This is a genomic window from Streptococcus sp. 27098_8_12 (assembly GCF_041432115.1).
Lineage (GTDB): Bacteria > Bacillota > Bacilli > Lactobacillales > Streptococcaceae > Streptococcus > Streptococcus parasanguinis_V.
This window is the reverse complement of the sequence record NZ_JAPVZA010000006.1, coordinates 46,995-72,668: the sequence shown is the minus strand read 5'-3', so window position 1 is coordinate 72,668 and position 25,674 is coordinate 46,995. Positions and strand designations below refer to the sequence as shown.

Genomic DNA, 25,674 nt, shown 5'->3' with positions numbered 1-25,674 from the left:
AACGAATTAATGAAATAAAATTAGATTGAAGACAAGCTACGGTTCAACTCGGCAAGACCAAGATCAGCTTTATGTGGATTGTTTACCACAATCTTACCATCTTCTGTCAAGCTAAAGAGGGCTCCTTCTTCTGCTTTACCAAGGATTGGGTTTTCAACCATTTTTTCATTACGGATACCAACGGCTACACCACCGATTCCTTGTTTCAACAATTTAACAGCGTGTGCTCCCATACGTGAAGCAAGAACACGGTCACGCGCAGTAGGTGAACCACCACGTTGGATGTGGCCAAGTTCAGTCACACGAAGGTCACTTTCATCACCAGCTTCTTTCAACGCTTTACCAAATTCATCTGCAGACATCACGCCTTCAGCCAAGATGATGATGTTGTGGGTACGACCTTTTGCGTAACCTTCTTTGATGCTCTCAACAACATCTTCGATCTTGAATCCTTCTTCAGGGATGATGATTTCATCTGCACCAGATGCAATCCCTGCCCAAAGAGCGATATCTCCAGCGTTACGTCCCATCACTTCGATAACGAAAGTACGGTGGTGACTAGATGAAGTATCACGGATCTTATCGATCGCGTCCATTGCAGTTGTGACTGCCGTATCAAAACCAATTGTAAAGTCAGTTCCGACGATATCGTTGTCGATCGTACCAGGAAGACCCACAGCTGGGAATCCAAGCTCAGTCAAGCGCATCGCACCATGGTAAGAACCATCTCCACCAATAACGACAACACCTTCGATCCCGTGTTTCTTCAATTGCTCGATCCCTTTTAATTGACCTTCGCGTTGTGCGAATTCAGGGTAACGAGCTGAATGAAGGAAGGTACCACCACGGGAAATAATATCTCCAACAGATGAGGCGTCAAGGGGCTGAATTTTACCAGCAACCATTCCCGCATATCCATCATAGATACCGAAAACTTCCATTCCTTCTGAAATTGCTTGACGAACAACTGCACGGATGGCAGCATTCATACCAGGGGCATCTCCACCACTAGTTAAAACAGCAATACGTTTCATTTCGTTGTTTGCTCCTTTTTTTCTTTTACATTCTACGTAATTATAACACAAAGAAGACTAAAATTCTCGTATTTTTCGCAGTTTTTACCGATAAATCGTTTTCATAACGAGATTCTTTAATTCATCTTCCAATTCTTTGTTTTTCTGGACGGTATAGCCCTTCAATTGAAGAGTTTTTTTCTCGTCTTCATAGCGTAATATTACAGGATATGGGCCCGGATATTTTTTCAAGATAGAAAGAATCGTTTGATCCTGACGATGATCGAGCAACTGGATCCAGAACTTTTCATTGGTTGCCAGTTGCGCCTCTGCTAGAATCATCTGCAAGCGCCCATCACGCTCTTGTATCTTCCCTGTCAAGTAATAAAAGCCGCCTTCTTTTATCAAGGAGGAAAATCGATTGTAGGTTTCAGGGAAAAGGGTCACATCCAATTTTTTCTTGGTATCACTGACTTGTAAGAAAGCCATGAGATCACCCGACTTGGTTCGAATGGTTCGAATGCTTTGTACCTCAATGAGAATGCGTGCCTGCTCTCCGTATATGAGTTGAGAAATTGGTTGGATCTCGTAGGGACTCGTTTGTCCAATCGCAACCAATGGGTGGGTACTGAGCCCGATGCCAATAATGGCCTCTTCCTTCTCATATTTTTCAGCTTGGCTAAAGTCCTCCGCTTCTGTCCAGGAATAGTTAGAATCCGCAAACAAACTGCCTAGCTCATCAGCAAAGACAAACAAATTCGGCAAATTGTGAAGCACCTTGCGTCTATTTTTTTCAAAAATATCAAACAATCCAAGCTCCACTAAAGGTGTTAACAGAGGTAATTTATGATACTGATTGGGGAGGCGTAAAATAAAATCTTCGACACTTTCAAAGGGACGATTATCAATGATCCAATACGCGAAATCTCTTGGGAGTCCCTTGATATTTTTCATTCCCAAGTAAATTTTTCGATCCTGGAACTTATCTCTGTAAGGGATGGTGTTGATGGATAATGGCGCGACTTTAAAATCAAACTGGAGAGCATCTGTCAGATAATCGCTACTCGAATAATTGAGCATGACATCAAAGAAAACATCTGGATAATGGACCTTGAAATAGGCCATCTGAAAGGCCAAGGCAGAATAGGCGTAGGCATGGGAACGGTTAAACCCATAGCCTGCGAATTTTTCCATGATCGCAAAGACCTCTTTGGCTTTTTCTTCCGTATGCCCAAGTTTAAGAGCACCTGAGACAAAATCGTCTTCCATCTGATGCATTTCAGCCGCATTTTTTTTGCCCATAGCCCTACGTAAAATATCGGCTTTCCCTAGACTAAAGCCTGCAAAACGCTGGGCAACCTGCATGACCTGTTCTTGGTAGAGCATGATCCCATAAGTGGGCCTTAAGATTTCTTCAATAGCTGGATCTAAAATCTCAACTTTTTCTTGGCCGTGCTTTCTTTTGACGAAATTATCAATGTAATCACTAGCCCCTGGACGATTGAGAGAGGTGGTCGCTACCACTTCTTCGAAATGATTGGGTCTCACACGTCTCAAGAGGCGAATGGCTCCAGCCTGTTCAAATTGGAAAATCCCCTTGGTATCCCCAGCAGCAAACAAGGCCAAGGTTTCTGGATCTTCTAAATCAATGGCTTCAATCACGATCTCTTCTTGGTACTTTTCATAGACCGCTTCCTTCATTTTCTGAACAAAGGTTAAATTTCGCAGACCCAAAAAGTCCATCTTCAACAGACCATTGGCTTCAACCGCATGAGCATCATACTGGGTGACAAACATGTCTTCTCCATACTTGAGAGGAATGTGATCCGTCAAATCCTGGTCACTCATCACAACCCCAGCCGCATGGATAGAGGTCTGCCTTGGTTGGCCTTCAATTCTTTTAGCAATTTCAAAGCCACGCTCAAATTCTGCTCGGCTATGAATCACTTGTCGAAAAGCTAGATTCTGTTCATAAGCAGTCGTCAGTGTATCCCTAAAACCAATCCGCTTGGTAATGGAAGTCAATTCGTACTCTGGTACCCCAAAACGTTTAAAGACATCGCGAATGGCTTGTTTGGCCCCAAAGGTTGAAAAGGTCACGATCTGAGCTGCATGGTAACTCCCGTAACGGTCTCGCACATAGCGGATAAATTCTGGACGATAGATATCAGGAATATCAATATCAATATCCGGCATGGTGTAGCGCTCCACATTTAAAAAGCGCTCAAAGAGGAGGTTCTTCGCCACAGGATCAATCCCTGTAATTCCTAATGCATAGGCTACCAGTGAGCCTACAGCTGACCCACGTCCCATCCCCATATAATAACCTTGACTCCGTCCGAAACGAAGAAGGTCCCAGACAATCAAGAAATAATCATCAAAGCCCATTTGGTGAATAATGTCTAATTCATGCTCCAGACGTTCTTGATAGACCGGTCTGGTCAAGTTCTTTCGAAGGAGACCCGCTTGAGCTAATTCTCTCAGTTCCTCAACAGCTGGTTTCTGGGGATTGAAGCGAGGCAATTTCAACTGGGTGTCAATATCATATTGAATCCCTTGGACTAGTTTTTCCAGATTTGTGATGGCTTGAGGAAATCGCTCTGCAAAATTACTCTTTAAATCCTGAGGAGTTTTTAGGACTGTTGTCGGATCAATTGGTCCTGTTTCCGTTAAGCTTTGATTGTCCTTGATGGCTGCCAGCATCTGCATGGCTTCCACATCTTCCGCCTCAAAAAATCGAACGGTATGAAGAGGAATCACAGGGTGGCTAAACTCTTGGACCGGCGTATCCGCAAAAACTCCGATGAAGTAATCTAGACCAAGCGGCAAGTCTCCACTAGCAAAAGGCGCTGGGACAATAACTGCTACTCCTTCTGTTAGGTGCTTCACATCCTCCCAATTGCTCTTCCCCATCATTTTGACGGTCGACATCTTCATCAGATTCTGGTAGCCCTTCGTTGACAGAGCGATCATCCGAAACGGAATTGTTTCATTGTCTACCTCTAGTCCAATTTCTAAACCGACCAAGGGGCTGAGCTTGTGGGCCTGACAGGCTTCGATAAATTCATAAGCACCATATAAATTATCTATATCCATGATTCCCAATGCGCCATACCCCATGCTTTTAGCCACTTGAACATAGTCTTTTATAGTCACAAGGCTTTCCATAAAGGTATAGACTGATTTGGTATCTAGCTGTGCAATCACTTTTTCTCCTCCCTCACTTGTCTATTTTTGGGACTCTTTATTGTACAAAAAAACACCACTGCTACACAATGATGTCTCAACAACGGAAGACATGGGATTCGAACCCACGCACGCTTTTACACGCCTACCGCGTTTCCAACACGGCCTCTTAAGCCTCTTGAGTAATCTTCCATGAATAAAAATATGGAGCCGGTGGGAGTCGAACCCACGTCCAAACACCTGCCAGCATATTTGTCTACAACCATAGGTTATGTCTTCTTTTAACAGCTACATGACACATAACTCAAGCCCTGTACCTGCGAGTCTATCAATCTCTTATCTAACTCCTAGACCAAGCTAGATCGTATCTCGCTATAATTAAGACCTGTCATCAAACACGAGCGATTCGAATCGGGTCACGCATGCTGGTGTTTAGGCAGCTAAAGCGTAAGAATTATTATTTTTTGCAGTTATATTTAACTGGCGTTTTACATCCGCTAGATGAGTTGCAAAATATGCCTCATAATGCCTGTCGAATCCGTAACGACCCCAAAACGAATACAATTAGTATATCAAAATGTAGCCAAAAATGCAAAAGAAAAAAATTGAACAAGAAGGCTTCCACCGGGAAGCTCCTTGTTCAATTAACTGTTCTTATTGAAGATTCAACTTGTACTTGCTGATATAGTGAATCGTGAAGTACATAGAAACAATCTTGATGACTTCATAGATAAGACCTGGGATGAAGTTAGGTCCAAATTCATCAATATTTCCATAAACCAATGCAGACCCAACAGCATATGAATCTTTTAATGGATTGACTGCTGTACCGATGATACTTAAAACAATGCACAAGAGAAAGAAAAACAGAATAGCCTTCAATCCACGACGATTTTGGAAGAGTTGGCCAAGTGCGATCGATACATAAAATAGGAAGATCCCTGAAGCTGTGGTAAAAATCCACCAAACGATAATCCAATAAGCAATTGAATGACTAAAAGCCTCAGCGATAATACTAAATACAGGAGAGAGGTCTTGTCCAATGACAGCGCCCATCACAAGTATTGTGATAAAACCACTCAAAAATAGAAGGAATAGGCAGTAAAGACTCGCTACTAAAGCTCCCACAAATTTAGATAAAATGATCGCATGCGGGCTAGCTGGAAGGGTCCAGGTCAAGTAACCTTCGCGTCCGTATAAGTTGGAATAGAAACGACGGATAATAATATAGTAGTTACTAAGATAAAGACCAATGACTCCTCCAAAAATGAGAATCCCAAGAGTCCCCGTTATGATTTGCATACTATTGGTTTCCATATTCACAAAACCGTTTGTAGCACTTCCACCAATAACACCTGTAATCACTGACAAACCTAGTGCGATCAGGGTGATCAATAAATACCACTTAGCTGTCGATTTAAATTCATATTTTAATAATTTACCAAACATGGGTTCCTCCTAATAAACACGGAATTGATCACGGAAGATCTCATCGATTGATTTTCCGTGTTGATTGCGCATAACAGTCGTATTTTCATGCAAGAGGATTCTTCCTTGGTTGATGAAAATGGCCTCATCCAAAACTTGCTCAATATCCGCAATCAAGTGAGTAGAAATCAAGACAGAAGAGTTTGGACGTCTGTTTTGAATAATGGTCCGCAAAATATAATCACGCGCTGCTGGGTCAACCCCACCGATTGGTTCATCAAGAACATACAAGTCAGCTTCACGGCTCATCACCAAAATCAATTGCACTTTTTCCTTGTTCCCTTTTGAAAGGCTGTTCAATTTTTGATTTGGCTGCAAATGCAAATCGTTGAGCAATTGGTAAGCTCGTTGGACATTAAAATCTGCATAAAAATCTTGGAAATAGTTAATAGCATCAATAATTTTCATATTTTCATTCAGATAAGTTGTATCTGGCAAATAGGAAACCACTTTTTTAGAAGCTGGGGATGGTAATTGCCCATGAATATAGATATTTCCAAGGCTTGGTTGCAACAAACCATTAATCAATTTAATGATGGTTGTTTTCCCACTACCATTGGGACCCAAAAGGCCAATAATACGGCCAGGTTGGATGTTCAAACTAACATCCATGAGAGCAACTTCATGCCCATAATTCTTTGTCACATGGTCCAAGTAGACCAAAGGATACTGATTCATGTAAATCTCCTTTATTTTCTATTTATGCTATTATACCCTGTCCCCTTGATGATTGCAACTTTATCTGAAAATTTGCTAAGAATTTGTAAATACTTGTTCAAAAAAATAGGGATAAATAAATCAGAGGTTAGGGAAACCCCAACCTCTGATTTATTTTGATGCATAGAATGTTTAACTAATTCCAAGTGCGATCCGTGCATAACGGCTCATCTTTTCAACCGTCCAAGCAGGGTACCAGACCAACTTCACATCCACAGATGTCACTTCTTCTACTTCTGCTAAAACATCATGAATCTGATCTGTCAGAAGGTCCGCTAATGGACATCCCATGGTCGTTAGAGTCATATCAATGATGGTTGCTCCAGTTTCACCGTCAAAATGGATCTCGTAGACAAGACCTAAATTGACAATGTCAATCCCAAGCTCAGGATCGATTACCTCTTCCAAAGCATTTAAAATTTTATTTTTAATTTCTTCAATTTGCTCAGTTGTATATGCCATATGACACTTCCTTTTTTTGTTATGTTACTCTCGATAGAATTGCTTAGCTCGGGTTAAAAAGGTCCCACGGACATAGGTCGCTTTTTCATTTCTTGGCGACCGTTAAAAATGTCCCCCGGACCTAGGTCGCTTTTTTATTTCTAGGCGACCGTTAAAAATGTCCCCCGGACATTTTTAATCCTCAATAAAATCACGCAATGGTTTGCTTCTGCTTGGGTGGCGGAGTTTACGGAGGGCTTTGGCTTCGATCTGACGGATCCGTTCACGGGTCACGTTGAAGACTTTACCCACATCTTCCAAGGTCCGCATTTTTCCATCATCCAAACCGAAACGTAAACGAAGTACGTTTTCTTCACGGTCTGTCAGGGTATCGAGGACTTCATCTAATTGTTCACGTAGAACCACACGAGTGGTGTAGTCTACTGGATTTTCAATCACTTCATCTTCGATGAAATCTCCCAAATGGCTATCGTCTTCTTCCCCGATTGGCGTTTCCAAAGAAACAGGCTCTTGGGCAATCTTCAAGATTTCGCGTACCTTATCAGGCGTCATATCCATGCGTTCAGCGATTTGTTCAGGCGTTGGGTCTTGTCCCAATTCTTGCAAGAGATTGCGTTGTTCACGAACCAACTTGTTAATGGTTTCCACCATGTGAACAGGGATCCGAATGGTCCGTGCTTGGTCTGCAATGGCACGAGTGATAGCCTGACGAATCCACCAAGTAGCATAGGTAGAGAACTTGAACCCTTTGGTGTAGTCAAACTTATCAACCGCCTTCATCAAGCCCATGTTTCCTTCTTGGATCAAATCCAAAAATTGCATTCCACGACCAACGTAACGTTTCGCAATGGATACAACCAAACGAAGGTTGGCTTCTGCTAGACGTTGCTTAGCTTCCAAGTCACCTTGTTCCACCAAGATAGCCAATTCTTGTTCTTCTTCATTGGTCAAAAGTGGAACAACCCCAATTTCTTTCAAGTACATCCGTACTGGGTCATTGACCTTAGCAGAGTTGCTTCCAAGCAATTCTTCATCTGACAATTCTGGCTCTTCCTCATTGTTCAACACACGCGCACTTGGGTTGCCGTCTTTATCAGTGATCGAAATCCCTGCATCTTGAATACGTTGCAAAAGATCTTCAATCCCATCTGCATCGAGTGTGAATGGAATAACCAATTGGTCATTAATTTCATCGTCTGTTGCAGTTCCGCTTTTCTTGTGGCTGCGAATAAATTCTGCAATTTGAACGTCCAATGTTGTAATATCTTTTTGTTCTTTAGCCATTCTTACTCCATTCTTCTTTTTTGAGCGATTAAACGCTCGAGTTCCAATAAAGCTTTTTCCGCATCCCCTATTGAGGAAGCTTCCTTCACTTTATTTCCAATTTGTTGACTTTCTTTGCGAAGAAGCTCACGATTCCGTGTCGCTTCTACTTCTTCTAACTCACCATCTGCTATCTCATCTGGTAAATCTTCTTCTAACATGCGGTACCAGGCGTGCTGGACCCCTTCAGGCTGCTCAGATAAATCCTGAGAGGTGACTTCTCCATTTTGACAGAGCAATTGATACAAGATCTGTAACTCCGGCGTGTCAAAGGCAAAATCAGGTCGCAAACGGTAATCATTGAGCACCATTGGAAAATCCTTCATCCTACTTAACAAATGATTTTCTGCCTTGATCAAGCGCGTCATCCCACGATTCGGCAAGAGCTCTACTGAAAAATGCGATGTTTTAGATCGTCCACCACTTTGAGCCTCCTGCCGTTGTTGCAAACGACTATTATTGACAATCTGCTCAATCTGCAAGTAATCAAAGTCCGGCAATAAATCGGCCAACTTATAAATATAGGTGTTTTGCGCTGTAATGGAGCGCGTCTGGGCAATCATCGGTGCCAGCTTTTCGACAAACTCAATTTGGGCTTGCAAGTTCTCAATATACTGGGGTTTCCAGTAGTGCATCAAGAATTCAACCTTACTAATCCGAGAATTCTTCAAGAGGGTAGCTAGATCTTCTGGGGACGTCTTTTTGAGGTACTCATCAGGGTCCATCTGATCAGGGATACGGACGATCTCCAACTCCAGATCCTGCAAGACATCCAAGGCCTTAGCTGTTGCTTCAAGTCCTGCCTTATCCCCATCATAGGTCAAGATGACCTTTTTGGTAAAATGAGACAGGTGCTGGACATGCTCTGGTGTCAAGGCTGTCCCCATAGAGGCGACTGCATTTTCTATCCCAGCTCGATAAGCCGCAATGACATCCATAAAGCCTTCCATGATATACATTTCATGTTGCTTTTTGGCGCTCGTCTTGGCTTGATCCAAATGATAGAGTTCATAACTTTTATTAAATAGACGGGTACTACGACTATTCTTGTACTTGGCTTGATGACTGCCATCATCCGTCATTTTCCACAGCCTACCAGAAAAGGCAATGACCCGTCCACTATCATCCGTCAAGGGAAACATGATCCGATCCTGAAAGGCATCAAAAACCGTTCCTGCATCTGAGATTGTAAACAAACCTGAATCGGTAATGACTTTCTCAGAGAATTTCTCAGAGAGATTGCGATAGAGGTAATTTCCTTCTGCAGGTGCTAAACCCAATTGAAAATGTCGGATCACTTCATCCGTCAGACCACGTTCATGCAGATAGTGTCGCGCTTCTTCCCCCATCTTAGTCGTCATCAAAATCGCCTGATAAAACTTACTAGCTTCCTGATGAATCTCATAAAGTTCTTGGTTTGGATTGACAGACGCTGATTGGGCAGGTCTTGCCTGGTACTGAAGCGCAATGCCAGCCTTGTCTGCTACGATCTGGACCGCATCCATAAAGGCGACTCCACGGTAGTCCTCAATAAACTTAAAGACATCTCCAGAGCGACCACATCCGAAGCAATGGTAAAACTGCTTGTCTTCAACGACATTAAAGGAAGGAGTCTTTTCACCATGAAAAGGACAAAGGCCTAAAAAGTTACGGCCAGCCTTGGTCAAAGAAACAACTTCTCCAATGACTTCAACAATGTTTACACTGTTTTTAATTTCTGCAATCAGCTCTTTATCAACCATAAACAGTGCCTCCATTTTACCATAGATTATCACTTTATATTTTATACTAAAAGTTAGTAAAAGTAAATTTTTTCCTACCGATTTCAAACAGAAAAGAAAAGATTTTCAACCTTTATCACTAATTTTAAGAAAATTAGGCATATTTCTTGTCAGTCGCATATTTTTCCGTTATACTATCATAGTAAAAAATTATTATGAAAGGACATATATAGGATATGTTAAAAGAATTGAAAGCTTTCCTCCTTCGTGGAAACGTTGTTGACCTTGCTGTTGCAGTGATTATCGGGGCTGCATTTGGTGCCATCGTGACATCACTTGTTAACGATATCATCACACCACTTATTTTGAACCCAGCTTTGAAATCTGCTGGTGTTGATAAAATCGCCGAATTGTCATGGAACGGTGTTGCTTACGGTAGCTTCTTGAGCGCAGTAATCAACTTCATCGTCATCGGAACTGTTCTCTTCTTTATCGTTAAAGCTGCTGAAAAAGCACAGAACCTTGGTAAAAAAGAAGAAGCTGTCGAAGAAGAAGCTCCAGCTCCTACTCAAGAAGAGTTGCTTGCTGAAATCCGCGACTTGCTTGCAAACAAATAATCAGATAAAAAGATCCGATCTTCTAGCTGGAAGGTCGGTTTTTTTGTCTTTGATGGATGAGAAAAAACAAAAAACAGACCGAAGTCTGTTTCTGTATTCAATTAGAATTTTTTACGTTTACGAGCTGCTTCTGATTTACGTTTACGTTTTACAGAAGGTTTTTCATAGAATTCACGTTTGCGTGTTTCTTGAAGAGTACCAGCTTTAGTAACCGCACGTTTGAAACGACGAAGAGCATCGTCAAGAGATTCATTCTTACGTACTACTGTTTTTGACATATTTTTCACTCCCTTCAAGCCTAAAATCTTAATTATTTTATCATACTTTAAAGGTGCTGTCAAGATCTTTTGAAACTTTTCTAGCCTTCCTAGCCTTCATGCTATTTCTTTTTCCGACTTTTTCATTCTTCCTATTTTATGATACAATGGAAACAAAGAAAACCCTGAAGGAGATACCATGTCAGAAATTTATGATATTACGATTGTTGGGGGCGGACCAGTTGGTCTGTTTGCTGCTTTTTATGGCAATATGCGCCAAGTTAAAGTCAAACTGATTGATTCCTTACCTCAACTTGGAGGACAACCAGCCATTCTCTATCCAGAAAAAAGTATCCTCGATGTACCCGGATTTACCAATTTAACAGGTGAAGAATTGAGCAACCGCTTGATCGAGCAAGTCAAACGATTCGATACACCGATCTTCCTCAATGAAACTGTAGAGGATATTCAAAAAGAGGGCGACCTCTTCACTATCACTACTTCTCGCCAAGTGCATCAGTCTAAAGCCGTCATCATTGCCATGGGTGGCGGTGCCTTTAAACCACGTGCTCTTGATATCGAGGGGGCTGAAGACTTTGATAACGTCCACTACCACGTATCAAATATCCAACAATATGAAGGACAGCAGGTGACCGTCCTTGGCGGGGGGGACTCTGCTGTGGACTGGGCTCTTGCTTTTGACAAGATTGCTCCAACTACAATCGTTCACCGTCGGGACAACTTCCGTGCCTTGGAACATAGCGTAGAAGAGCTCAAACAATCTTCTGTCAGCATCAAAACACCATTTGTTCCTAGCCGCTTGATTGGCGAAAATGGTCATGCCACTCATCTTGAAATCACAAAAGTCAAATCCGATGAAACCGAACTTATCCCGATTGATCACTTATTTGTCAACTATGGTTTTAAATCTTCTATCGGAAACTTGAAAGAATGGGGTGTAGAATTGCAACGCCATAAAATCAAGGTGAACCAAAAACAAGAAACCAGCCTTCCTGGAATTTATGCCTGTGGAGACTGCTGCTTCTACGAAGGAAAGATTGATCTCATCGCTACAGGTCTGGGGGAAGCTCCAACAGCTGTAAACAATGCCATCAACTACATCTATCCAGATAAGAAAGTCCAACCGACGCACTCAACCAGTTTATAATAAAAAAGGCCTTTGGCCTTTTTAAATTGAAGTTAAACTATTTTAAGTTAATCGATTCTGCAAAGAAGTAAAAATGAGCTCCTATTTTTAGTATAAATCAAGAAAAAACAAAAACTTTCCGCTGTGAGAAAAGTGCCTGAAACAATACGTTTCAGGCACTCGGGAGTTTTGAGAGTAAAACAGTTTGGGAAACTGTTTTAGCCTGAGCCCAGAAAATAAAGAGCGAAGGGGCTCAATACGAATTGAACACGGGCTGCGGCTTGTGTCAAAAAGATAAGTTTTCCTAGAACCTAAGGTTTCTGCGTCAAACTTCCTATTTTGACTTGATCCGCAGACGCCCTTAGTATCTTGATTTAGTCATGGAACTTCTATGAAGTTCGCTGACGTCCGTACTCACCTAAGGAAAGTTTTTAAAAAGACTTTATCCTCATTATGAAAGGCCCTTGGCCTTTTTTATTTGTCTAAATCGTCTGCGATCTTATTGATCTTACGCAAGCGGTGATTGACACCGCTTTTTGAAATAGGTTGTTGCAAACTATCCGCAATCTGCTGGATGGAATAATCTGGATGGTTCATCCGGATATAGGCAACTTCTTGCAAGTCACTTGGTAAACTACCTAGGCCGACCGTATCCACAATTTTACTAATATTATTAATGGTTTTCATGCTAGCTGTGACTGTGCGCTGGATATTGGCCATCTCAGCATTATTGGCCCGGTTGAGGTCATTGCGCGTCTCTCTCATGACCTTGATAGACTCAAATTCCTGCATGGCTTGCATGGCCTCTACCACAATTAGAAAATCAATAATATCTTCCGCTCGTTGCAGATAGGTCACCACTCCTTTTTTCCGCTCGATGGTTTTCGCATCTAGTAAAAATCCTTGCATGAGAAGGGCAATTCCTTCCGCGTGGTCTGTATAAACAGAATGAATTTCCAGCTGGTACTTCCCTTTTTCAGGATCCTTGATGGAACCACTCGACAGAAAAGCCCCTCGAAGATAAGCACGACTGGCTACTTCATCTTCTAAAACACTGGCATCAATGCCTGTCTCAATCCCAAAAAAGGCATCTGCCAAATGTAAGTCAGCAAGAATCTCTTCCACCTTTTCATCCAAGAATACTGTGTAGACACGATTTTTTTTCAAATTGGTTTTTTGGTGGTGGCGAATATCCGATTTGGCCTCATAGAAATGATGCAACAATTCATAGATATGGCGAGCGATCTTGGCATTTTCTGTTGTTACCGAGAGCGTCAAGCCCCCCATTGAAATCCCAAGACTTCCAGACATCTTGATAATGGCAGCCAATTCACTCTTTTCAAATCGCTTGAGAGACAATAATTCTTCTTTTACACGAACCGTAAAACTCATTTTCTCACCTGCACGATCTGCATCAACTCTTCGACTACTTTTTCACCATCATGAAAGGCTCCTCCATTGACCAACTTTAAGAAATCAGAAGAAATCACTTGGGGAACTTGCGAGTGCAACCCCTTAAAATCGTGCTCTACCTGCACCAAGTATTCATCAAATTTATTGCTGTTCATGTAAGCTGCCGGAACCTGATTGATATTGACAAGGACGGTATCGATGAACTTCTCTCCCAAATGTTTATGAAGAACGGCAACGTGGTCACTATCTGTGAAATGCTCGGTTTCTCCTCTTTGGGTCATGATATTACACACATAGGCTACTTGGGCCTTGGTTTCAAGGATGGCTTTCCCAATCTCATCGATCATCAAATTAGGAAGAATCGAGGTAAAGAGCGAACCAGGACCTAAGACGACCATATCACTTTCAAGAATAGCTTCCACCACTTTCTTACTAGCTTTTGGGCGCTCTTGATCAAAGGTATTGGTCACATAAACATGATCAATCATGCCGGTGTAGTTGGCAATGTGGCTTTCTCCTACCACTTCTTTTCCATCTTGAAAAACGGCATGAAGGGTCAAGGGACTATCACTGGAAGGATAGATCTTGCCGGTTGTATGAAAGAACTTGGTTAACAACTGCATGGCATTATAGGTCGAGCCTTGCATCTCTGAAATCCCTGCAATGATCAAGTTTCCCAAAGGGTGTCCGGCTAAAGGGCCATCATCGTCTGCAAAGCGGTATTGAAAGACTTTCTCATAAAAACGAGGCATATCTGACATGGCAACCAGCACATTTCGAAGATCTCCAGGTGGTGTCAATTTTTGGATGTTCTTCCGCAATTCACCTGAACTCCCGCCATCATCTGCAACGGTTACAATAGCAGTAATATCGACCGGTTTCTTTCTCAGACTATCGAGAATAACAGAAATCCCTGTTCCTCCTCCAATAACGGTTACTTTAGGTTTTCTCATGAGCGATTCACCGTTTCTTTCCGTCTGTCCTTGTCTCTATGACTACAATTGACCTGCCAATTTTTTTCTAAATCATGCGCTAAGCGCTCTGCAAAGGCTACTGAACGGTGTTGCCCACCGGTACATCCCATAGCAATGGTGAGAACGGATTTACCCTCACGTTTATAGGACGGTAAAATAGGAACGATCAAGTCATGAAGATGACTGTAAAACTCCTCTGATTCAGGGTGATCCATGACATAATCATAGACTGCTGGATCCTGACCGGTTAAATTCCGAAGTTCCAATTTGTAGTAGGGGTTTGGAAGGAAACGCACGTCAAAGACAAGGTCAGCATCGATCGGAAGGCCATATTTAAAACCAAATGACATGACCTCAACCCGAAAATCTGGCTGATTATCTTGACTGGCAAATTGTTCTGCGATCGTTTTTCTCAAATTACGAGGTGTCAACTCAGTCGTATCCACCACATTTTGACTGATATTTTTTAAAGGGGACAAGAGTTCGCGCTCTAGGGTAATCCCATCTAAGACACGGCCATCTGCCGCTAATGGATGGCTACGACGGGTTTCCTTGTATCGTGCTACCAACTCACTATCAGTGGCATCCAAGAACAAGACCTTGAAATCGAGGTCTTCTTGGTTGTCCAATTCATCCAAAATGGTGCGAATTTCATTGAAAAAAGAACGGCTCCGCATATCCACAACAACGGCTAATTTATTGTTATCGGGACTGTGGCGCATGAGCTCAATAAATTTCAGCAAGAGCGCCGGTGGCATATTATCGATGGTAAAGTAACCCAAGTCCTCAAACGATTGGATGGCGACGGTCTTTCCAGCACCGCTCATCCCGGTTACCATGACCAGTTGAATCTTACTTTCTGTCATTTTCTCCTCCCATAAATAAAACAGAGTGGCCTACAGTTTCCTGCTCTCCACTCTGTCTTTTTGTCTTTGAATGGTTATTAGGCTTTGATTTCCGCAATAACTTCAATTTCAACCTTCACATCACGTGGCAGGCGTGCTACTTCAACAGCAGATCGAGCTGGAAACTCTGTAGTAAAGACTGTTTTATAGACCTCATTAAAAGGTACAAAGTCATTCATATCACTTAAGAAACAAGTGGTTTTCACCACGTGGTCAAAGTCTGTTCCAGCCTCTTCCAAAATAGCCCCAATGTTCTTTAAGACTTGCTCTGTTTGTTCTTGGATGGTTTCTCCAATGATTTCACCTGTTTCAGGTGACAAGGGAACTTGTCCACTTGCAAAGAGAAGATTCCCTACGATTTTCCCTTGAACATAAGGTCCAATTGCTGCAGGTGCTTTATCTGTATGAATTGTTTTTGCCATAGTATTCTCCAAGTCTATTTACTTCTGCTGGTTTTCTTTTGCTAATTTTTCCCTTTGTAAGCGCAATTTGCGCTTAGGATTTAGCGTATTAAAGAGTTCTTCTAGTTTTTCAGCATTCCAAACATCGGCTGCTGAAACAAAATTTCCATTTTCATCTCGAAAAGATATTGGTTTATCTCCCACTGAAAAAGCCTCACTTCTTATTTGGAATCCTTGATCCGCTGGGGATCTATCTTAATCTACAAACTCAAATTCAAATTTACCGATCCGGACGATATCGCCATCTTTTGCCCCACGCGCACGGAGAGCTTCATCAACCCCCATGCCACGCAATTGACGAGCAAATTTCATGACCGCTTCATCACGATCGAAATTCGTCATATTAAAGAGTTTTTCAAGTTTTTCACCAGACAAGACCCAAGCGGCATCGTCATCCCGACTGATGTCAAAGGCTGGCTGGTCTTCATCAAAGCCATAGTAGACTTCTTCTTGGGCCATTTCGTCTTCTGAATACAAGAGGAATTCTGGTGTTTTGTCTAACAATTCTGCCGTTGCTTCTAACAAATTGTCCAAACCTTGATGTGCCAAACTAGAGATCGGAAAGATCTGTGGCAGTTCATCAAACTCATCATAATTGGCCGCCAATTTCTTCTTGAATTTTTTCAAGTTTTCTTGGCTCTCTGGCATATCCATCTTATTTGCCACGATAATCTGAGGACGTTCCATCAAACGAAGATTATAGGTTTCAAGCTCTTTATTGATTTGAATATAATCTTCGTAAGGGTCGCGTCCTTCACTGGCTGACATATCAATAACATGCAAGATAACCCGGGTGCGCTCGATGTGACGAAGGAACTGGGTTCCGAGTCCGACACCTTGGCTAGCCCCTTCGATCAATCCAGGAAGGTCCGCGACTGCAAAGGATTCACCTGACGGTGTCCGAACCATGCCCAAATTTGGAACGATGGTTGTAAAATGATAGGCACCAATTTTTGGTTTGGCTGAAGTAATGACACTAAGAAGGGTTGATTTCCCAACAGAAGGAAAGCCAACCAAACCAACGTCTGCCAAGACCTTGAGTTCTAATTCGAGTTCGCGTTCCTGACCAGGCTCCCCATTCTCAGAAATCTCTGGGGCTGGATTTTTAGGAGTGGCAAAACGAATGTTTCCACGTCCGCCACGGCCACCGTGGGCAACAATGTACTCTTGTCCATTCTCGACTAGGTCCGTAATGACCTTGCCAGTCTCAGCATCTCGGACTGTCGTTCCTTGAGGGACTCGTACATAGAGATCTTCTGCTCCCCGTCCGTGCATCCCTTTGGTCATTCCTTTTTCCCCATTTTGGGCTTTGAAATGCCTGTTATAACGGAAGTCCATCAAGGTACGCAAGCCTTCGTCTACTACGAAGATGACATTGCCACCACGACCTCCATCACCACCCCAAGGTCCGCCATTAGGGACATATTTTTCGCGACGAAAAGCCACCATGCCATCGCCGCCATTTCCAGCCTTGACCTTTATCTTGGCTGTATCTAAAAACATACTCATAAATAGATGATTTCCTTTATTTCTGTGTGCGTCTTAGTAAGAAAGAGCACCAATTGCGGTTGCAAATATTGCACCAACCGTTACAATCAACATAATCACAATGACCACCATCGTGATCATTTCAAATGGTGTTTTTTTACGTTTTCCGTTATCTCCAAAAGCCACTTCTAATACCTCGATTACTATAAATTCATTAGCCCTATTTTACCACGAAATAGGGGATTTTTCAAATCGAGCCTACACAAAAAGACCAGACAGAAGTCTGATCTTTCATTGATCATATTAAGAATCTTTTCTTACACGTAAAATACCAACCGATAGAATTGCTAGGAAGACACCCATGACAAGAACTACCGGTGTCATCTTTTCACCTGTACTTGGAAGAACTTTTTTCTTACCAGGTTTTGGGGCTTCTTCTTTAACAGAAGATGAAGATGATTTCAATGAAGAACTTGATGTGGATGTTGAGTTCGATTTAGAACTGGAACTCGTTGAAGATGATGAGCTTGATGAAGAACTAGAGCTTGATGAAGAACTAGAGCTTGATGAAGAACTAGAGCTTGATGAAGAACTAGAGCTTGATGAAGAACTAGAACTTGATGAGGAGGTTGAGCTAGGTGTCGGTGGTGTTTGTTCTTTCTCACCTAATCCCTCTCCGGTTCCTGATTCCAATCTCAATTCACGGGTTAAACTACGCGGTGCTGGGAAATTGGTTGCTGTCCATGTTAATGTATTATGGACAACATCACCGACTTTCGTTCCAGGTGCCACTTTTGTAGAATATTCAATATACATTGGCCAATTGTAATTATCACCAAATTCAATTGTAAAACCAGTGATCTTTCCATCTGCATTCTTATTGAAAACAGCTTTTTTAGTAAAGTTATCCAGAACTGGGAGACTTAATATCTGAGCTTCGTTCTTAATCCCACCTTCTACAGGAGCATAACGAACAGCGCGTAAGCTACCTTCAACCAATGTTAAGCCATCTCTGAATTGGTCTTTAATGACCATTCCACGAAGCATATCTTGGCGAGCATTTAAGAGAATCCGCCATTTGATAATGGTTGGATCAGACTTATCTTGGTAACCGTATTTCATCTCATAGTCTCCAGCTTCTCCAGCAGTTTTTTCATAATTCAATGAAAAATCTGTATTTCCTAGTTTAAACTGGATTGGAGAAGTTTTTGTAACTACTTCTGAGTCTACTTTTACATCAAAATGAAGAGCAACTCGTTTGTTGAGTGGATGAGATGCGAAATAATCATTAAAGGTAACGGTCACTGTTTTCTTAGCTGTATCAACGACAGCTTTCCCCACCGTCTGACCATTTGATTGACCTTCCTCAAGAACATTGAATTCCAGTGCTGTGTAGAGGGCTAATTCTTTTGGCAAACTAAGAGTTAAGGTATCCCCAGCTTGAATAGTTTGCGAATCTGGAAAGGCTAAATAAATACTTGCTGACAATTTTTCATTTGTCAACACCTTGCTCCCATTTGTTAGCGTGTTACCATCTTTCGTTAGACGTGCTGTCTGTGTATATGATGAGACTTCTGCAGCATGAATTGTTTTAGTCAAACCAACTGTGAATAGAATCGTTAGCACTAAGGTAAGTGCCCATACAATTTGACGAACCTGTTTCATATATACCTCCTCTGCTCGCCTATTTGCGAGCCATGTTTTTTACAAGGTTAAAGTCCGATTTCTGCTTGAACAACTGCAGCAATAGTATCTACATAGTAGTCCACTTCTTCATGGGTAGGTGCTTCTGCCATCACACGAAGGAGGGGTTCAGTTCCACTTGGACGCACGAGGATGCGTCCATTTCCTGCCATTTCCGCTTCCATTTTTTCAATGATTTCACGAATAGCAGGGACTTCCATCGCCTTGTCTTTCATGCTATTTTCAACCCGGATATTGACCAGTTTTTGTGGATAAATGGTTACTTCAGCAGCCAATTCAGATAATTTCTTGCCGGTTTCTTGCATGATTTTCGTCAATTGAACTCCTGTTAATTGACCATCACCAGTTGTATTGTAATCCATGATGACGACATGACCAGATTGTTCACCACCAAGATTGTATCCTGATTTGCGCATTTCTTCGACCACATAACGGTCTCCGACAGCTGTGATTTCTTTTTGAATCCCCTTCGCATCTAATGCTTTGTGGAAGCCGAGATTGGACATGACGGTTGTGACGATCGTATTTTTTTCGAGCAAGCCCTTGCTTGAAAGATAAGAACCGATGATGTACATGATCTTATCGCCGTCCACGATCTCTCCATTTTCATCCACAGCAATCAAGCGATCGCTGTCTCCGTCAAAGGCAAGACCAATCGCTGCACCTACTTCTTTGACTTTCTCTTGCAAATGCTCTGGGTGAGTAGAACCAACCCCATCATTGATGTTCAAACCATCTGGGTTTTCACCGATGACAGTCAATTGAGCTCCTAAATCTGCAAAGATTTGACGAGCACTGGTAGAGGCTGCACCATTTGCTGTATCTAAGACCACGTGCATGCCCTCGAGTTGAACACCTGTCGATACAAGGAATTCTTGATACTTACGCAAGCCTTCCGGATATTCCATGACCGTTCCTAAACCTTGCGCACTTGGACGTGGAAGGGTATCTTCAGCGGCATCAAGCAAGGCTTCAATTTCAAGTTCGCGATCATCATCCAATTTGAAACCATCACCACCAAAGAATTTGATTCCATTGTCCAAGGCTGGATTGTGGCTAGCAGAAATCATAACGCCGGCGCTGGCTTTTTCCGTACGAACCAGATAGGCAACACCTGGCGTTGCAATCACACCCAACTTATAAACGCGAATCCCAACTGATAAGAGGCCAGCGATCAAAGCATGCTCCAGCATTTCACCAGAAATACGCGTATCACGTCCAACAAACACCAAAGGTGTTTCTTCTTCATGTTGGCTCAACACATAACCACCGAAACGACCCAACTTAAAGGCTAATTCTGGCGTTAATTCTACATTTGCTTCTCCACGGACACCGTCCGTTCCAAAATATTTACCCATTTTTGATTACCTTTTTACTTTCTAATTACTTGAACTGGAAGAGGTCGACGACGAACTGCTAGAGCTTGACGTAGACGAGCTAGTCTTTGTGGTCACTTGAATCCGTGTTTCACTCGGATTGACCAAGCCTGGTAGAATATTTCCTTGAGCATCCACTGCATTTAAGGAAATGGTTCCGCTATAATTTCCACTGATGATCTCACTGGATGGGAAGACTGCTTGGACATGATCAATACGACTTAAGGTTTCTTGATCACTCGTGACTTCCACCTTAGTTTTTTCAAGAGAAATATCCGTTACCGTAATTCCATCCACAATTTGATTATCCGGGATCGTGGCTCTAACTGCATACGATTTTTTCGCTTTCTTCCCGATTTTTACAGAAACTTTCTGAGGTTCTACGGTTGCTGTTAAACCAGCTGGAAGATCTTCTACAATCAACGGAACTTCGACGGTGCCTTCTTTGACCTTACGTAGATCCGCTACCACGCGAAACTTCCTAGTTCCCGGTTGCATCTCACTTGCAAGTGCGACCCGGTTTGAACCCTTTAGAAAGACTGTTACCTCGGATGTCAATCCACTGACAAAATATTTCTTGTCATTATACTTGGCATCAATTGGAATATTGGTCAAGGTATTGGTGTAGGTCTCTGAGCTCACTTGTCTAGCGCTACTATTATTTTGAAAATTAAAGGAAGACGCATTGATAAATAAGATAAAGGACAATAAGACGGAGGCTAAAACATAAAGAAATTCTTTTTTCGATCTCATTTTGTTACCCTCCCAAATAGACGCTCTTTCCAACTACTCGTTTTAGTCTCTTCAGGAACCAAGAAGGATCTCAATTCTGCCTCGAACTCTTCTAAAGTTAAATCGTGTCGGAAAGTTCCATTATAGGTCACAGAGATCCCGCCCGTTTCTTCTGATACCACGAAGGTAAAGGCATCAGAAACTTCAGATAAACCAATGGCTGCGCGGTGACGCGTTCCAAACTCTTTTGAAATTCCGGTATTTTCCGTCAAGGGCAGGTAAGCACAAGAAACGGCAATTTTATCATTGCGGACAATGACCGCTCCATCGTGCAAAGGAGTATTAGGAATGAAGATATTAATCAGCAATTCTCCTGAAATATCCGCATCTAGTGGAATCCCTGTGGAAATGTATTCCTGAAGGGTTCTGGCCCCTTGAATAGCTACCAAAGCACCAATCTTACGTGGGCTCATATAAGCCACTGCCTTAACATAGGCCTGTACCATCTTCTCTTCCTGACTGACTTCACTCGTCATAAAAAATTCTGTCGCCCGACCTAGACGCTCTAAGCCAATCCGAATTTCAGGGGAGAAAATCACAACCAGGGCGATAACCCCATAGGTAATCACTTGATTGATCAGCCAAGAAATAGTCGTGAGTCCCAAGAAATTGGCCAAAAACTGAACCAAGAAAAAGATAATGACCCCACGAACCAAAATCATGATCTTTGTACCCGCAATAGCCTTGATCAAAAAATACAACAACCAAGCCACAAGGGCAATATCGATGATATTGATAATAACACTCCACCAATTCGGGAACAAACTGGTCCAAAATTGTGGATTTGAAAACTGTTGAATATTCATATTCTCATACCTACCACTTCTCTAAAAGACATCATCCTATTATAACACGTTTCAACAGATTTTTCTGTAACCTTCTGATGCTTTTTATGATAAAATATGATTTATGAAGATAAATACAACCTTGGGCCTTCTGGCAGGAAAGCTTTCCGGCTCTATTTTAGAAAAGATGGGGCGGGGATCAACCCTACCAGGTAAAGTAGCCCTCAAATTTGATAAAGATATTCTCAGTCAACTGGCCAAAAACTATGAGATTGTTGTGATTACAGGGACAAACGGAAAAACCCTGACCACTGCACTAACCGTAGGTATTCTCCAAGAAGCTTTTGGACCGATTTTAACCAATCCAAGTGGGGCCAATATGATCTCTGGGATTACAACGACCTTCTTACGAGCTAAGTATTCGAAATCAAATCGACCGATCGCGGTACTTGAAATTGACGAGGCCAGCCTCTCTCGGATTTGTGATTATATTAAGCCCAGCCTTTTTGTGGTCACCAATATTTTCCGAGACCAGATGGACCGCTACGGTGAGATCTATACGACCTACCAAATGATTTTGGATGCCATTCACAAGGTCCCAACTGCGACGGTTCTGTTAAATGGAGATAGTCCGCTCTTTAATAGTCAGACCTTATCCAATCCGATCCAATATTATGGATTTGATACAGAAAAATCAGAGCCACAACTAGCCCATTACAATACGGAAGGAATCCTGTGCCCGCATTGCCACAACATCCTCAAGTACAAGCTCAATACCTATGCCAACCTGGGAGATTATATCTGTGAGCACTGTGGTTTTCACCGGCCCCCTCTGACCTATGCCGTATCGGATCTCCTCTCTTTAACCCAGCGCTCTTCCAACTTCCGGATCCAAGGGCAAGATTACCACATCAATATCGGTGGTCTTTACAACATCTACAATGCCTTAGCAGCTGTCTCAGTTGCTGGATTCTTTGGAGTGCAACCTGAAGTCATTAAGCAAGGATTTGATCGCAGCCGCGCTGTCTTTGGTCGTCAGGAAACCTTTAAGATTGGGGATAAGAAATGTACCTTGGTCCTGATTAAGAATCCGGTTGGTGCGACCCAAGCCATTGAAATGATCAAACTAGCCCCTTATCCCTTCAGCCTGTCCGTTCTTCTCAATGCGAATTATGCAGACGGAATCGATACAAGCTGGATCTGGGATGCCGACTTTGAGCAAATCACCCAGATGGACATTCCAGAGATCAATGCTGGCGGGGTGCGCCACTCTGAGATTGCTCGGCGACTTCGGGTCACTGGCTATCCCGCAGAAAAGATCACAGAAATGGCTGAATTAAAAGAGGTCTTCCAACGGATCCAGCAACAGGAAACCCCTCATGCTTACATTTTAGCTACCTATACAGCCATGCTAGAATTCCGTGAACTCTTGGCCCAAGAACACCTGATTGAAAAGGAGATGCACTAATGACTTATACTTCCCTAGAATCTTCTGATCAGGCACAGTATCCCTACAGCCTGCGCATTGCCCATCTCTATGGCAACTTAATGAATACCTATGGGGACAATGGGAATATCCTCATGCTCAAGTACGTTGCGGAGAAGCTTGGTGCTCGCGTAACGGTGGACATCGTTTCTCTTAAAGACCGCTTTGATCCAGACGCCTACGATATCGCCTTTTTCGGTGGAGGCCAAGACTACGAACAGACTATTGTATCCGAGGATCTACCAGATAAAAAAGAAGACATCGAACGCTTCATTGATGAAGATGGTGTGGTCCTGGCTATCTGTGGTGGCTTTCAACTTCTAGGCCAATACTACATTGAAGCTTCTGGCAAGCGCATTGAGGGACTTGGTATTATGGGACACTATACCCTCAACCAAGAAAATAATCGCTACATTGGCGACATCAAAATCCATAATGAAGAGTTCAACGAGACCTACTATGGTTTTGAGAACCACCAAGGTCGGACCTTCTTGGCTGAGGATGAAAAACCGCTGGGTAAGGTCGTCTATGGAAATGGGAACAACAAAGAAGATGGATGCGAAGGAGTTCATTACAAGAACGTCTTTGGCAGCTACTTCCACGGTCCTATCTTGTCCCGAAATGCCAATTTGGCCTATCGCTTGGTGACAACAGCTCTAAAGAATAAATATGGACAAGATATCGTCTTAGCGACTTATGATGATATTTTAAGTCTAGAAAAAGCGGAAGAATACGCTGATGTGAAAAGTAAGGCCCCTGCTGAACAATAAGGAGATAATGATGAACAAAAATAATCTACACTACATTGCTTTATTACTTTTAATTTTATTGATTGCTGGTATTTCCCTTGCAAACATGCAATCGGTTACCGTAAATTTCCTCTTGGTCCAATTTAAATTGCCCTTGATCATTCTGATCTTGCTCTGTGTCCTCTTGGGTGCATTCGTCATGACCTTGGTTAATTTTTCAAAGGGCTTCTCCCTAAAAAAAGAACTCAAGAGCACTCAAAAGCAACTGGAAGAAGAAAAGAAAGAAATCAAGACAGAAGAAAAAGAAAACAACTAAAAAAGCACCGATCGGTGCTTTTTTCATGCTGATGTACCTTCTTTTGCTTGTAATTTCTTGGCGACTACTTGAGCTAGGAGTGAAAAGAGAATGACGCCAGCTCCTATCAGGAGAAAGGATTCTACTCGAACACTTGGTAACCAGGTCATCAAACCTTTAGCTACCGGCATAAAGAGAATGGCTAGGGTAAAAATCGTGCTTAAGACCCTGCCCAGATAGTCTCCTTCCACCTTGGTTTGCACTTGGGTAAAAAAGTGGATATTAAAAATCGTCATAAAGAGTTCACAAACTAAATTTCCAGAAAAGGAAAGAAGATGCGGAAGGGGCAAGCCCATCATGAAGACTCCTACTCCTGTTAAAATCAATAAGAAGAGAAGCATCTCCATGCTTGATTTAAATTTATTGGCGATCAAGGCTCCGATGATAGAGCCGATAGCGCCCAAGGTTAAGATGGTCGCATAGGCTCCTTTGACCCCGTAAAGGCGATTGGAAAAGGGAAGTAAAAATTCAAAAGCTGCAAAAAAGAAATTGACGCTGGAAGCTACTAATAAGAGAAAGAAAATTTCTTTTTGATGCCAGATGTAGTGTAACCCATCCTTAATATCAGAAAAAATATCTTTTCCTGTAAATTTTTTCTTCTCTTGAACTTTGGCTTCTTCTTTCGGAAGGAAAGCGACCAGAACAAAGGCGATGAAAAAGGTCAGTGCATCCAGTAAGAGGGTTGCATGGAGACTGGCAAATTGTAAAACAAGGAAAGAGAACACAGGAGAACTAACACCGACCACTTGTAAGATCAACTCCAAGCGGGCATTATAGGTCACAATCTCGTCCTTGTCTACAACTTCTGTGATAATGGCTTTATTGGCCGTACGAGAAAAAGCAAAGGCAATGGCCTGGACAATATTGGCAAAAATCAGGGCTGCAATCATCCAACGATCGTTCCGGATAAAAGAAATGCCCAAACAAAGGAGACCACAAACCAAGTCGGTTGTCATCAAAATCTTGCGACGGGAAAAACGGTCTGAGATCACGCCACCAAATGGATTGACTAGAATGGAGGTGACGAGTTCAGAAATCTGATAGATCCCCAACACTGTCTTTCCTACCGTCCCTATCGAGGCCAGCCAAACACTGTTCCCATAGTCATAGAGCATATTCCCCATTCGATTGATTGCCCCACGAGCAATCAGCTGGATAGCATGTCGATTCATAAAAAACCTCCTTCATTTTCTGAAACTATTGTATCAGTTCATGAAAGAGGTTTTCATTTTGTCCCCTATTTGGGAAAATTAAT

25 protein-coding genes, 1 tRNA gene and 1 other RNA gene are annotated in these 25,674 nt (G+C 42.4%); 5 read left to right on the top strand and 22 right to left on the bottom strand.

The genetic code is table 11. From position 1 onward, the window contains the following. Nucleotides 1-20: 20 nt before the first annotated feature. The 9 genes from pfkA to dnaG all read right to left on the bottom strand — a co-directional run bounded on the left by pfkA (nucleotide 21) and on the right by dnaG (nucleotide 9,931). Nucleotides 21-1,034 (bottom strand): 6-phosphofructokinase, encoded by a 1,014-nt coding sequence (gene pfkA, locus O3629_RS03655; RefSeq protein WP_021152956.1) that lies wholly within the window; start codon nucleotides 1,032-1,034, stop codon nucleotides 21-23. A gap of 84 nt (nucleotides 1,035-1,118) precedes the next feature. Then, the gene (locus O3629_RS03650; protein WP_371608729.1) at nucleotides 1,119-4,220 is read right to left on the bottom strand and encodes a DNA polymerase III subunit alpha; all 3,102 of its coding nucleotides are present in this window, start codon (nucleotides 4,218-4,220) and stop codon (nucleotides 1,119-1,121) included. 83 nt (nucleotides 4,221-4,303) lie between these two features. Continuing rightward, a tRNA-Ser gene (locus O3629_RS03645) sits at nucleotides 4,304-4,391 on the bottom strand. A gap of 10 nt (nucleotides 4,392-4,401) precedes the next feature. Next, nucleotides 4,402-4,750, bottom strand: a transfer-messenger RNA (tmRNA) gene (gene ssrA, locus O3629_RS03640). Nucleotides 4,751-4,853: 103 nt separating this feature from the next. Further along, nucleotides 4,854-5,648 (bottom strand): hypothetical protein, encoded by a 795-nt coding sequence (locus O3629_RS03635; protein ID WP_024054675.1) that lies wholly within the window; start codon nucleotides 5,646-5,648, stop codon nucleotides 4,854-4,856. A 9-nt stretch (nucleotides 5,649-5,657) separates the two neighbouring features. Next, on the bottom strand, nucleotides 5,658-6,365 hold the full coding sequence (locus tag O3629_RS03630) for an ABC transporter ATP-binding protein (protein WP_024054676.1): 708 nt from the start codon (nucleotides 6,363-6,365) through the stop codon (nucleotides 5,658-5,660). A gap of 171 nt (nucleotides 6,366-6,536) precedes the next feature. Beyond that, on the bottom strand, nucleotides 6,537-6,866 hold the full coding sequence (locus tag O3629_RS03625; protein WP_004220168.1) for a metal-sulfur cluster assembly factor: 330 nt from the start codon (nucleotides 6,864-6,866) through the stop codon (nucleotides 6,537-6,539). 174 nt (nucleotides 6,867-7,040) lie between these two features. Continuing rightward, nucleotides 7,041-8,150 (bottom strand): RNA polymerase sigma factor RpoD, encoded by a 1,110-nt coding sequence (gene rpoD, locus O3629_RS03620; RefSeq protein WP_003003251.1) that lies wholly within the window; start codon nucleotides 8,148-8,150, stop codon nucleotides 7,041-7,043. A gap of 2 nt (nucleotides 8,151-8,152) precedes the next feature. Beyond that, nucleotides 8,153-9,931, bottom strand: coding sequence for a DNA primase (gene dnaG, locus O3629_RS03615; RefSeq protein ID WP_201089780.1), 1,779 nt, complete (start codon nucleotides 9,929-9,931; stop codon nucleotides 8,153-8,155). A gap of 215 nt (nucleotides 9,932-10,146) precedes the next feature. Between dnaG and mscL the strand changes: the two genes are divergently transcribed. After that, a complete protein-coding gene (gene mscL / locus O3629_RS03610) occupies nucleotides 10,147-10,527 on the top strand; it encodes a large conductance mechanosensitive channel protein MscL (protein ID WP_201089782.1) in 381 nt (126 codons plus the stop codon). 101 nt (nucleotides 10,528-10,628) lie between these two features. On the opposite strand, the gene rpsU is transcribed toward mscL, so the two are convergent. Next, nucleotides 10,629-10,805 (bottom strand): 30S ribosomal protein S21, encoded by a 177-nt coding sequence (gene rpsU, locus O3629_RS03605; protein WP_000048054.1) that lies wholly within the window; start codon nucleotides 10,803-10,805, stop codon nucleotides 10,629-10,631. Nucleotides 10,806-10,983: 178 nt separating this feature from the next. Between rpsU and O3629_RS03600 the strand changes: the two genes are divergently transcribed. Next, a complete protein-coding gene (locus O3629_RS03600; RefSeq protein WP_024055510.1) occupies nucleotides 10,984-11,952 on the top strand; it encodes an NAD(P)/FAD-dependent oxidoreductase in 969 nt (322 codons plus the stop codon). Nucleotides 11,953-12,405: 453 nt separating this feature from the next. On the opposite strand, the gene whiA is transcribed toward O3629_RS03600, so the two are convergent. The 11 genes from whiA to cdaA all read right to left on the bottom strand — a co-directional run bounded on the left by whiA (nucleotide 12,406) and on the right by cdaA (nucleotide 21,850). Further along, nucleotides 12,406-13,323, bottom strand: coding sequence for a DNA-binding protein WhiA (gene whiA / locus O3629_RS03595; protein WP_003006525.1), 918 nt, complete (start codon nucleotides 13,321-13,323; stop codon nucleotides 12,406-12,408). Beyond that, on the bottom strand, nucleotides 13,320-14,297 hold the full coding sequence (locus tag O3629_RS03590) for a YvcK family protein (RefSeq protein WP_003017791.1): 978 nt from the start codon (nucleotides 14,295-14,297) through the stop codon (nucleotides 13,320-13,322). The genes whiA and O3629_RS03590 overlap by 4 nt, the downstream gene beginning before the upstream one ends. Beyond that, a complete protein-coding gene (gene rapZ / locus O3629_RS03585) occupies nucleotides 14,294-15,184 on the bottom strand; it encodes an RNase adapter RapZ (protein WP_049483889.1) in 891 nt (296 codons plus the stop codon). The genes O3629_RS03590 and rapZ overlap by 4 nt, the downstream gene beginning before the upstream one ends. A gap of 77 nt (nucleotides 15,185-15,261) precedes the next feature. Further along, entirely contained in the window at nucleotides 15,262-15,645 is a 384-nt protein-coding gene (locus O3629_RS03580; protein ID WP_003006514.1) for a RidA family protein, read from the bottom strand. 18 nt (nucleotides 15,646-15,663) lie between these two features. Beyond that, nucleotides 15,664-15,828 carry a hypothetical protein gene (locus O3629_RS03575; RefSeq protein ID WP_003006512.1) on the bottom strand — a complete coding sequence of 55 codons (165 nt, stop codon included), beginning with the start codon at nucleotides 15,826-15,828 and terminating at the stop codon, nucleotides 15,664-15,666. Between the two features lie 51 nt (nucleotides 15,829-15,879). Then, a complete protein-coding gene (gene obgE, locus O3629_RS03570; RefSeq protein ID WP_049474810.1) occupies nucleotides 15,880-17,193 on the bottom strand; it encodes a GTPase ObgE in 1,314 nt (437 codons plus the stop codon). Nucleotides 17,194-17,226: 33 nt separating this feature from the next. Further along, entirely contained in the window at nucleotides 17,227-17,358 is a 132-nt protein-coding gene (locus O3629_RS03565) for a DUF4044 domain-containing protein (RefSeq protein WP_003011566.1), read from the bottom strand. Nucleotides 17,359-17,475: 117 nt separating this feature from the next. Then, nucleotides 17,476-18,837 carry an Ig-like domain-containing protein gene (locus O3629_RS03560; RefSeq protein WP_371608728.1) on the bottom strand — a complete coding sequence of 454 codons (1,362 nt, stop codon included), beginning with the start codon at nucleotides 18,835-18,837 and terminating at the stop codon, nucleotides 17,476-17,478. Nucleotides 18,838-18,884: 47 nt separating this feature from the next. Further along, on the bottom strand, nucleotides 18,885-20,234 hold the full coding sequence (gene glmM, locus O3629_RS03555) for a phosphoglucosamine mutase (protein ID WP_023917722.1): 1,350 nt from the start codon (nucleotides 20,232-20,234) through the stop codon (nucleotides 18,885-18,887). A 21-nt stretch (nucleotides 20,235-20,255) separates the two neighbouring features. Then, nucleotides 20,256-21,005: a YbbR-like domain-containing protein gene (locus O3629_RS03550; RefSeq protein WP_371608727.1), complete on the bottom strand. Its 750-nt coding sequence runs from the start codon at nucleotides 21,003-21,005 to the stop codon at nucleotides 20,256-20,258. Further along, nucleotides 21,002-21,850: a diadenylate cyclase CdaA gene (gene cdaA, locus O3629_RS03545; RefSeq protein WP_371608726.1), complete on the bottom strand. Its 849-nt coding sequence runs from the start codon at nucleotides 21,848-21,850 to the stop codon at nucleotides 21,002-21,004. Before cdaA ends, O3629_RS03550 begins: the two co-directional genes overlap by 4 nt. A gap of 103 nt (nucleotides 21,851-21,953) precedes the next feature. Here cdaA and murT point away from each other — a divergent pair, with 103 nt between their 5' ends. From murT to O3629_RS03530, 3 genes are read left to right on the top strand one after another with little or no spacing between them, the layout of a single operon-like run. After that, a complete protein-coding gene (murT, locus tag O3629_RS03540) occupies nucleotides 21,954-23,297 on the top strand; it encodes a lipid II isoglutaminyl synthase subunit MurT (protein WP_371608725.1) in 1,344 nt (447 codons plus the stop codon). Next, entirely contained in the window at nucleotides 23,297-24,085 is a 789-nt protein-coding gene (gene gatD / locus O3629_RS03535) for a lipid II isoglutaminyl synthase subunit GatD (protein WP_003017742.1), read from the top strand. Before murT ends, gatD begins: the two co-directional genes overlap by 1 nt. 10 nt (nucleotides 24,086-24,095) lie before the next feature. Then, nucleotides 24,096-24,380 (top strand): LapA family protein, encoded by a 285-nt coding sequence (locus O3629_RS03530; RefSeq protein WP_003017726.1) that lies wholly within the window; start codon nucleotides 24,096-24,098, stop codon nucleotides 24,378-24,380. 23 nt (nucleotides 24,381-24,403) lie between these two features. On the opposite strand, the gene O3629_RS03525 is transcribed toward O3629_RS03530, so the two are convergent. Next, nucleotides 24,404-25,591, bottom strand: a complete 1,188-nt coding sequence (locus O3629_RS03525; protein WP_003017733.1) for an MFS transporter — start codon at nucleotides 25,589-25,591, stop codon at nucleotides 24,404-24,406. Between the last annotated feature and the right edge of the window lie 83 nt (nucleotides 25,592-25,674).

What these genes read in the sequence shown, in the direction of transcription:
- pfkA (WP_021152956.1), bottom strand. Translation starts at nt 1,034, where the DNA reads ATGAAACGTATTGCTGTTTTAACTAGTGGTGGAGATGCCCCTGGTATG.
- O3629_RS03635 (WP_024054675.1), bottom strand. Translation starts at nt 5,648, where the DNA reads ATGTTTGGTAAATTATTAAAATATGAATTTAAATCGACAGCTAAGTGG.
- O3629_RS03630 (WP_024054676.1), bottom strand. Translation starts at nt 6,365, where the DNA reads ATGAATCAGTATCCTTTGGTCTACTTGGACCATGTGACAAAGAATTAT.
- O3629_RS03625 (WP_004220168.1), bottom strand. Translation starts at nt 6,866, where the DNA reads ATGGCATATACAACTGAGCAAATTGAAGAAATTAAAAATAAAATTTTA.
- rpoD (WP_003003251.1), bottom strand. Translation starts at nt 8,150, where the DNA reads ATGGCTAAAGAACAAAAAGATATTACAACATTGGACGTTCAAATTGCA.
- dnaG (WP_201089780.1), bottom strand. Translation starts at nt 9,931, where the DNA reads ATGGTTGATAAAGAGCTGATTGCAGAAATTAAAAACAGTGTAAACATT.
- mscL (WP_201089782.1), top strand. Translation starts at nt 10,147, where the DNA reads ATGTTAAAAGAATTGAAAGCTTTCCTCCTTCGTGGAAACGTTGTTGAC.
- rpsU (WP_000048054.1), bottom strand. Translation starts at nt 10,805, where the DNA reads ATGTCAAAAACAGTAGTACGTAAGAATGAATCTCTTGACGATGCTCTT.
- O3629_RS03600 (WP_024055510.1), top strand. Translation starts at nt 10,984, where the DNA reads ATGTCAGAAATTTATGATATTACGATTGTTGGGGGCGGACCAGTTGGT.
- whiA (WP_003006525.1), bottom strand. Translation starts at nt 13,323, where the DNA reads ATGAGTTTTACGGTTCGTGTAAAAGAAGAATTATTGTCTCTCAAGCGA.
- O3629_RS03590 (WP_003017791.1), bottom strand. Translation starts at nt 14,297, where the DNA reads ATGAGAAAACCTAAAGTAACCGTTATTGGAGGAGGAACAGGGATTTCT.
- rapZ (WP_049483889.1), bottom strand. Translation starts at nt 15,184, where the DNA reads ATGACAGAAAGTAAGATTCAACTGGTCATGGTAACCGGGATGAGCGGT.
- O3629_RS03580 (WP_003006514.1), bottom strand. Translation starts at nt 15,645, where the DNA reads ATGGCAAAAACAATTCATACAGATAAAGCACCTGCAGCAATTGGACCT.
- obgE (WP_049474810.1), bottom strand. Translation starts at nt 17,193, where the DNA reads ATGAGTATGTTTTTAGATACAGCCAAGATAAAGGTCAAGGCTGGAAAT.
- O3629_RS03560 (WP_371608728.1), bottom strand. Translation starts at nt 18,837, where the DNA reads ATGAAACAGGTTCGTCAAATTGTATGGGCACTTACCTTAGTGCTAACG.
- glmM (WP_023917722.1), bottom strand. Translation starts at nt 20,234, where the DNA reads ATGGGTAAATATTTTGGAACGGACGGTGTCCGTGGAGAAGCAAATGTA.
- O3629_RS03550 (WP_371608727.1), bottom strand. Translation starts at nt 21,005, where the DNA reads ATGAGATCGAAAAAAGAATTTCTTTATGTTTTAGCCTCCGTCTTATTG.
- cdaA (WP_371608726.1), bottom strand. Translation starts at nt 21,850, where the DNA reads ATGAATATTCAACAGTTTTCAAATCCACAATTTTGGACCAGTTTGTTC.
- murT (WP_371608725.1), top strand. Translation starts at nt 21,954, where the DNA reads ATGAAGATAAATACAACCTTGGGCCTTCTGGCAGGAAAGCTTTCCGGC.
- gatD (WP_003017742.1), top strand. Translation starts at nt 23,297, where the DNA reads ATGACTTATACTTCCCTAGAATCTTCTGATCAGGCACAGTATCCCTAC.
- O3629_RS03530 (WP_003017726.1), top strand. Translation starts at nt 24,096, where the DNA reads ATGAACAAAAATAATCTACACTACATTGCTTTATTACTTTTAATTTTA.
- O3629_RS03525 (WP_003017733.1), bottom strand. Translation starts at nt 25,591, where the DNA reads ATGAATCGACATGCTATCCAGCTGATTGCTCGTGGGGCAATCAATCGA.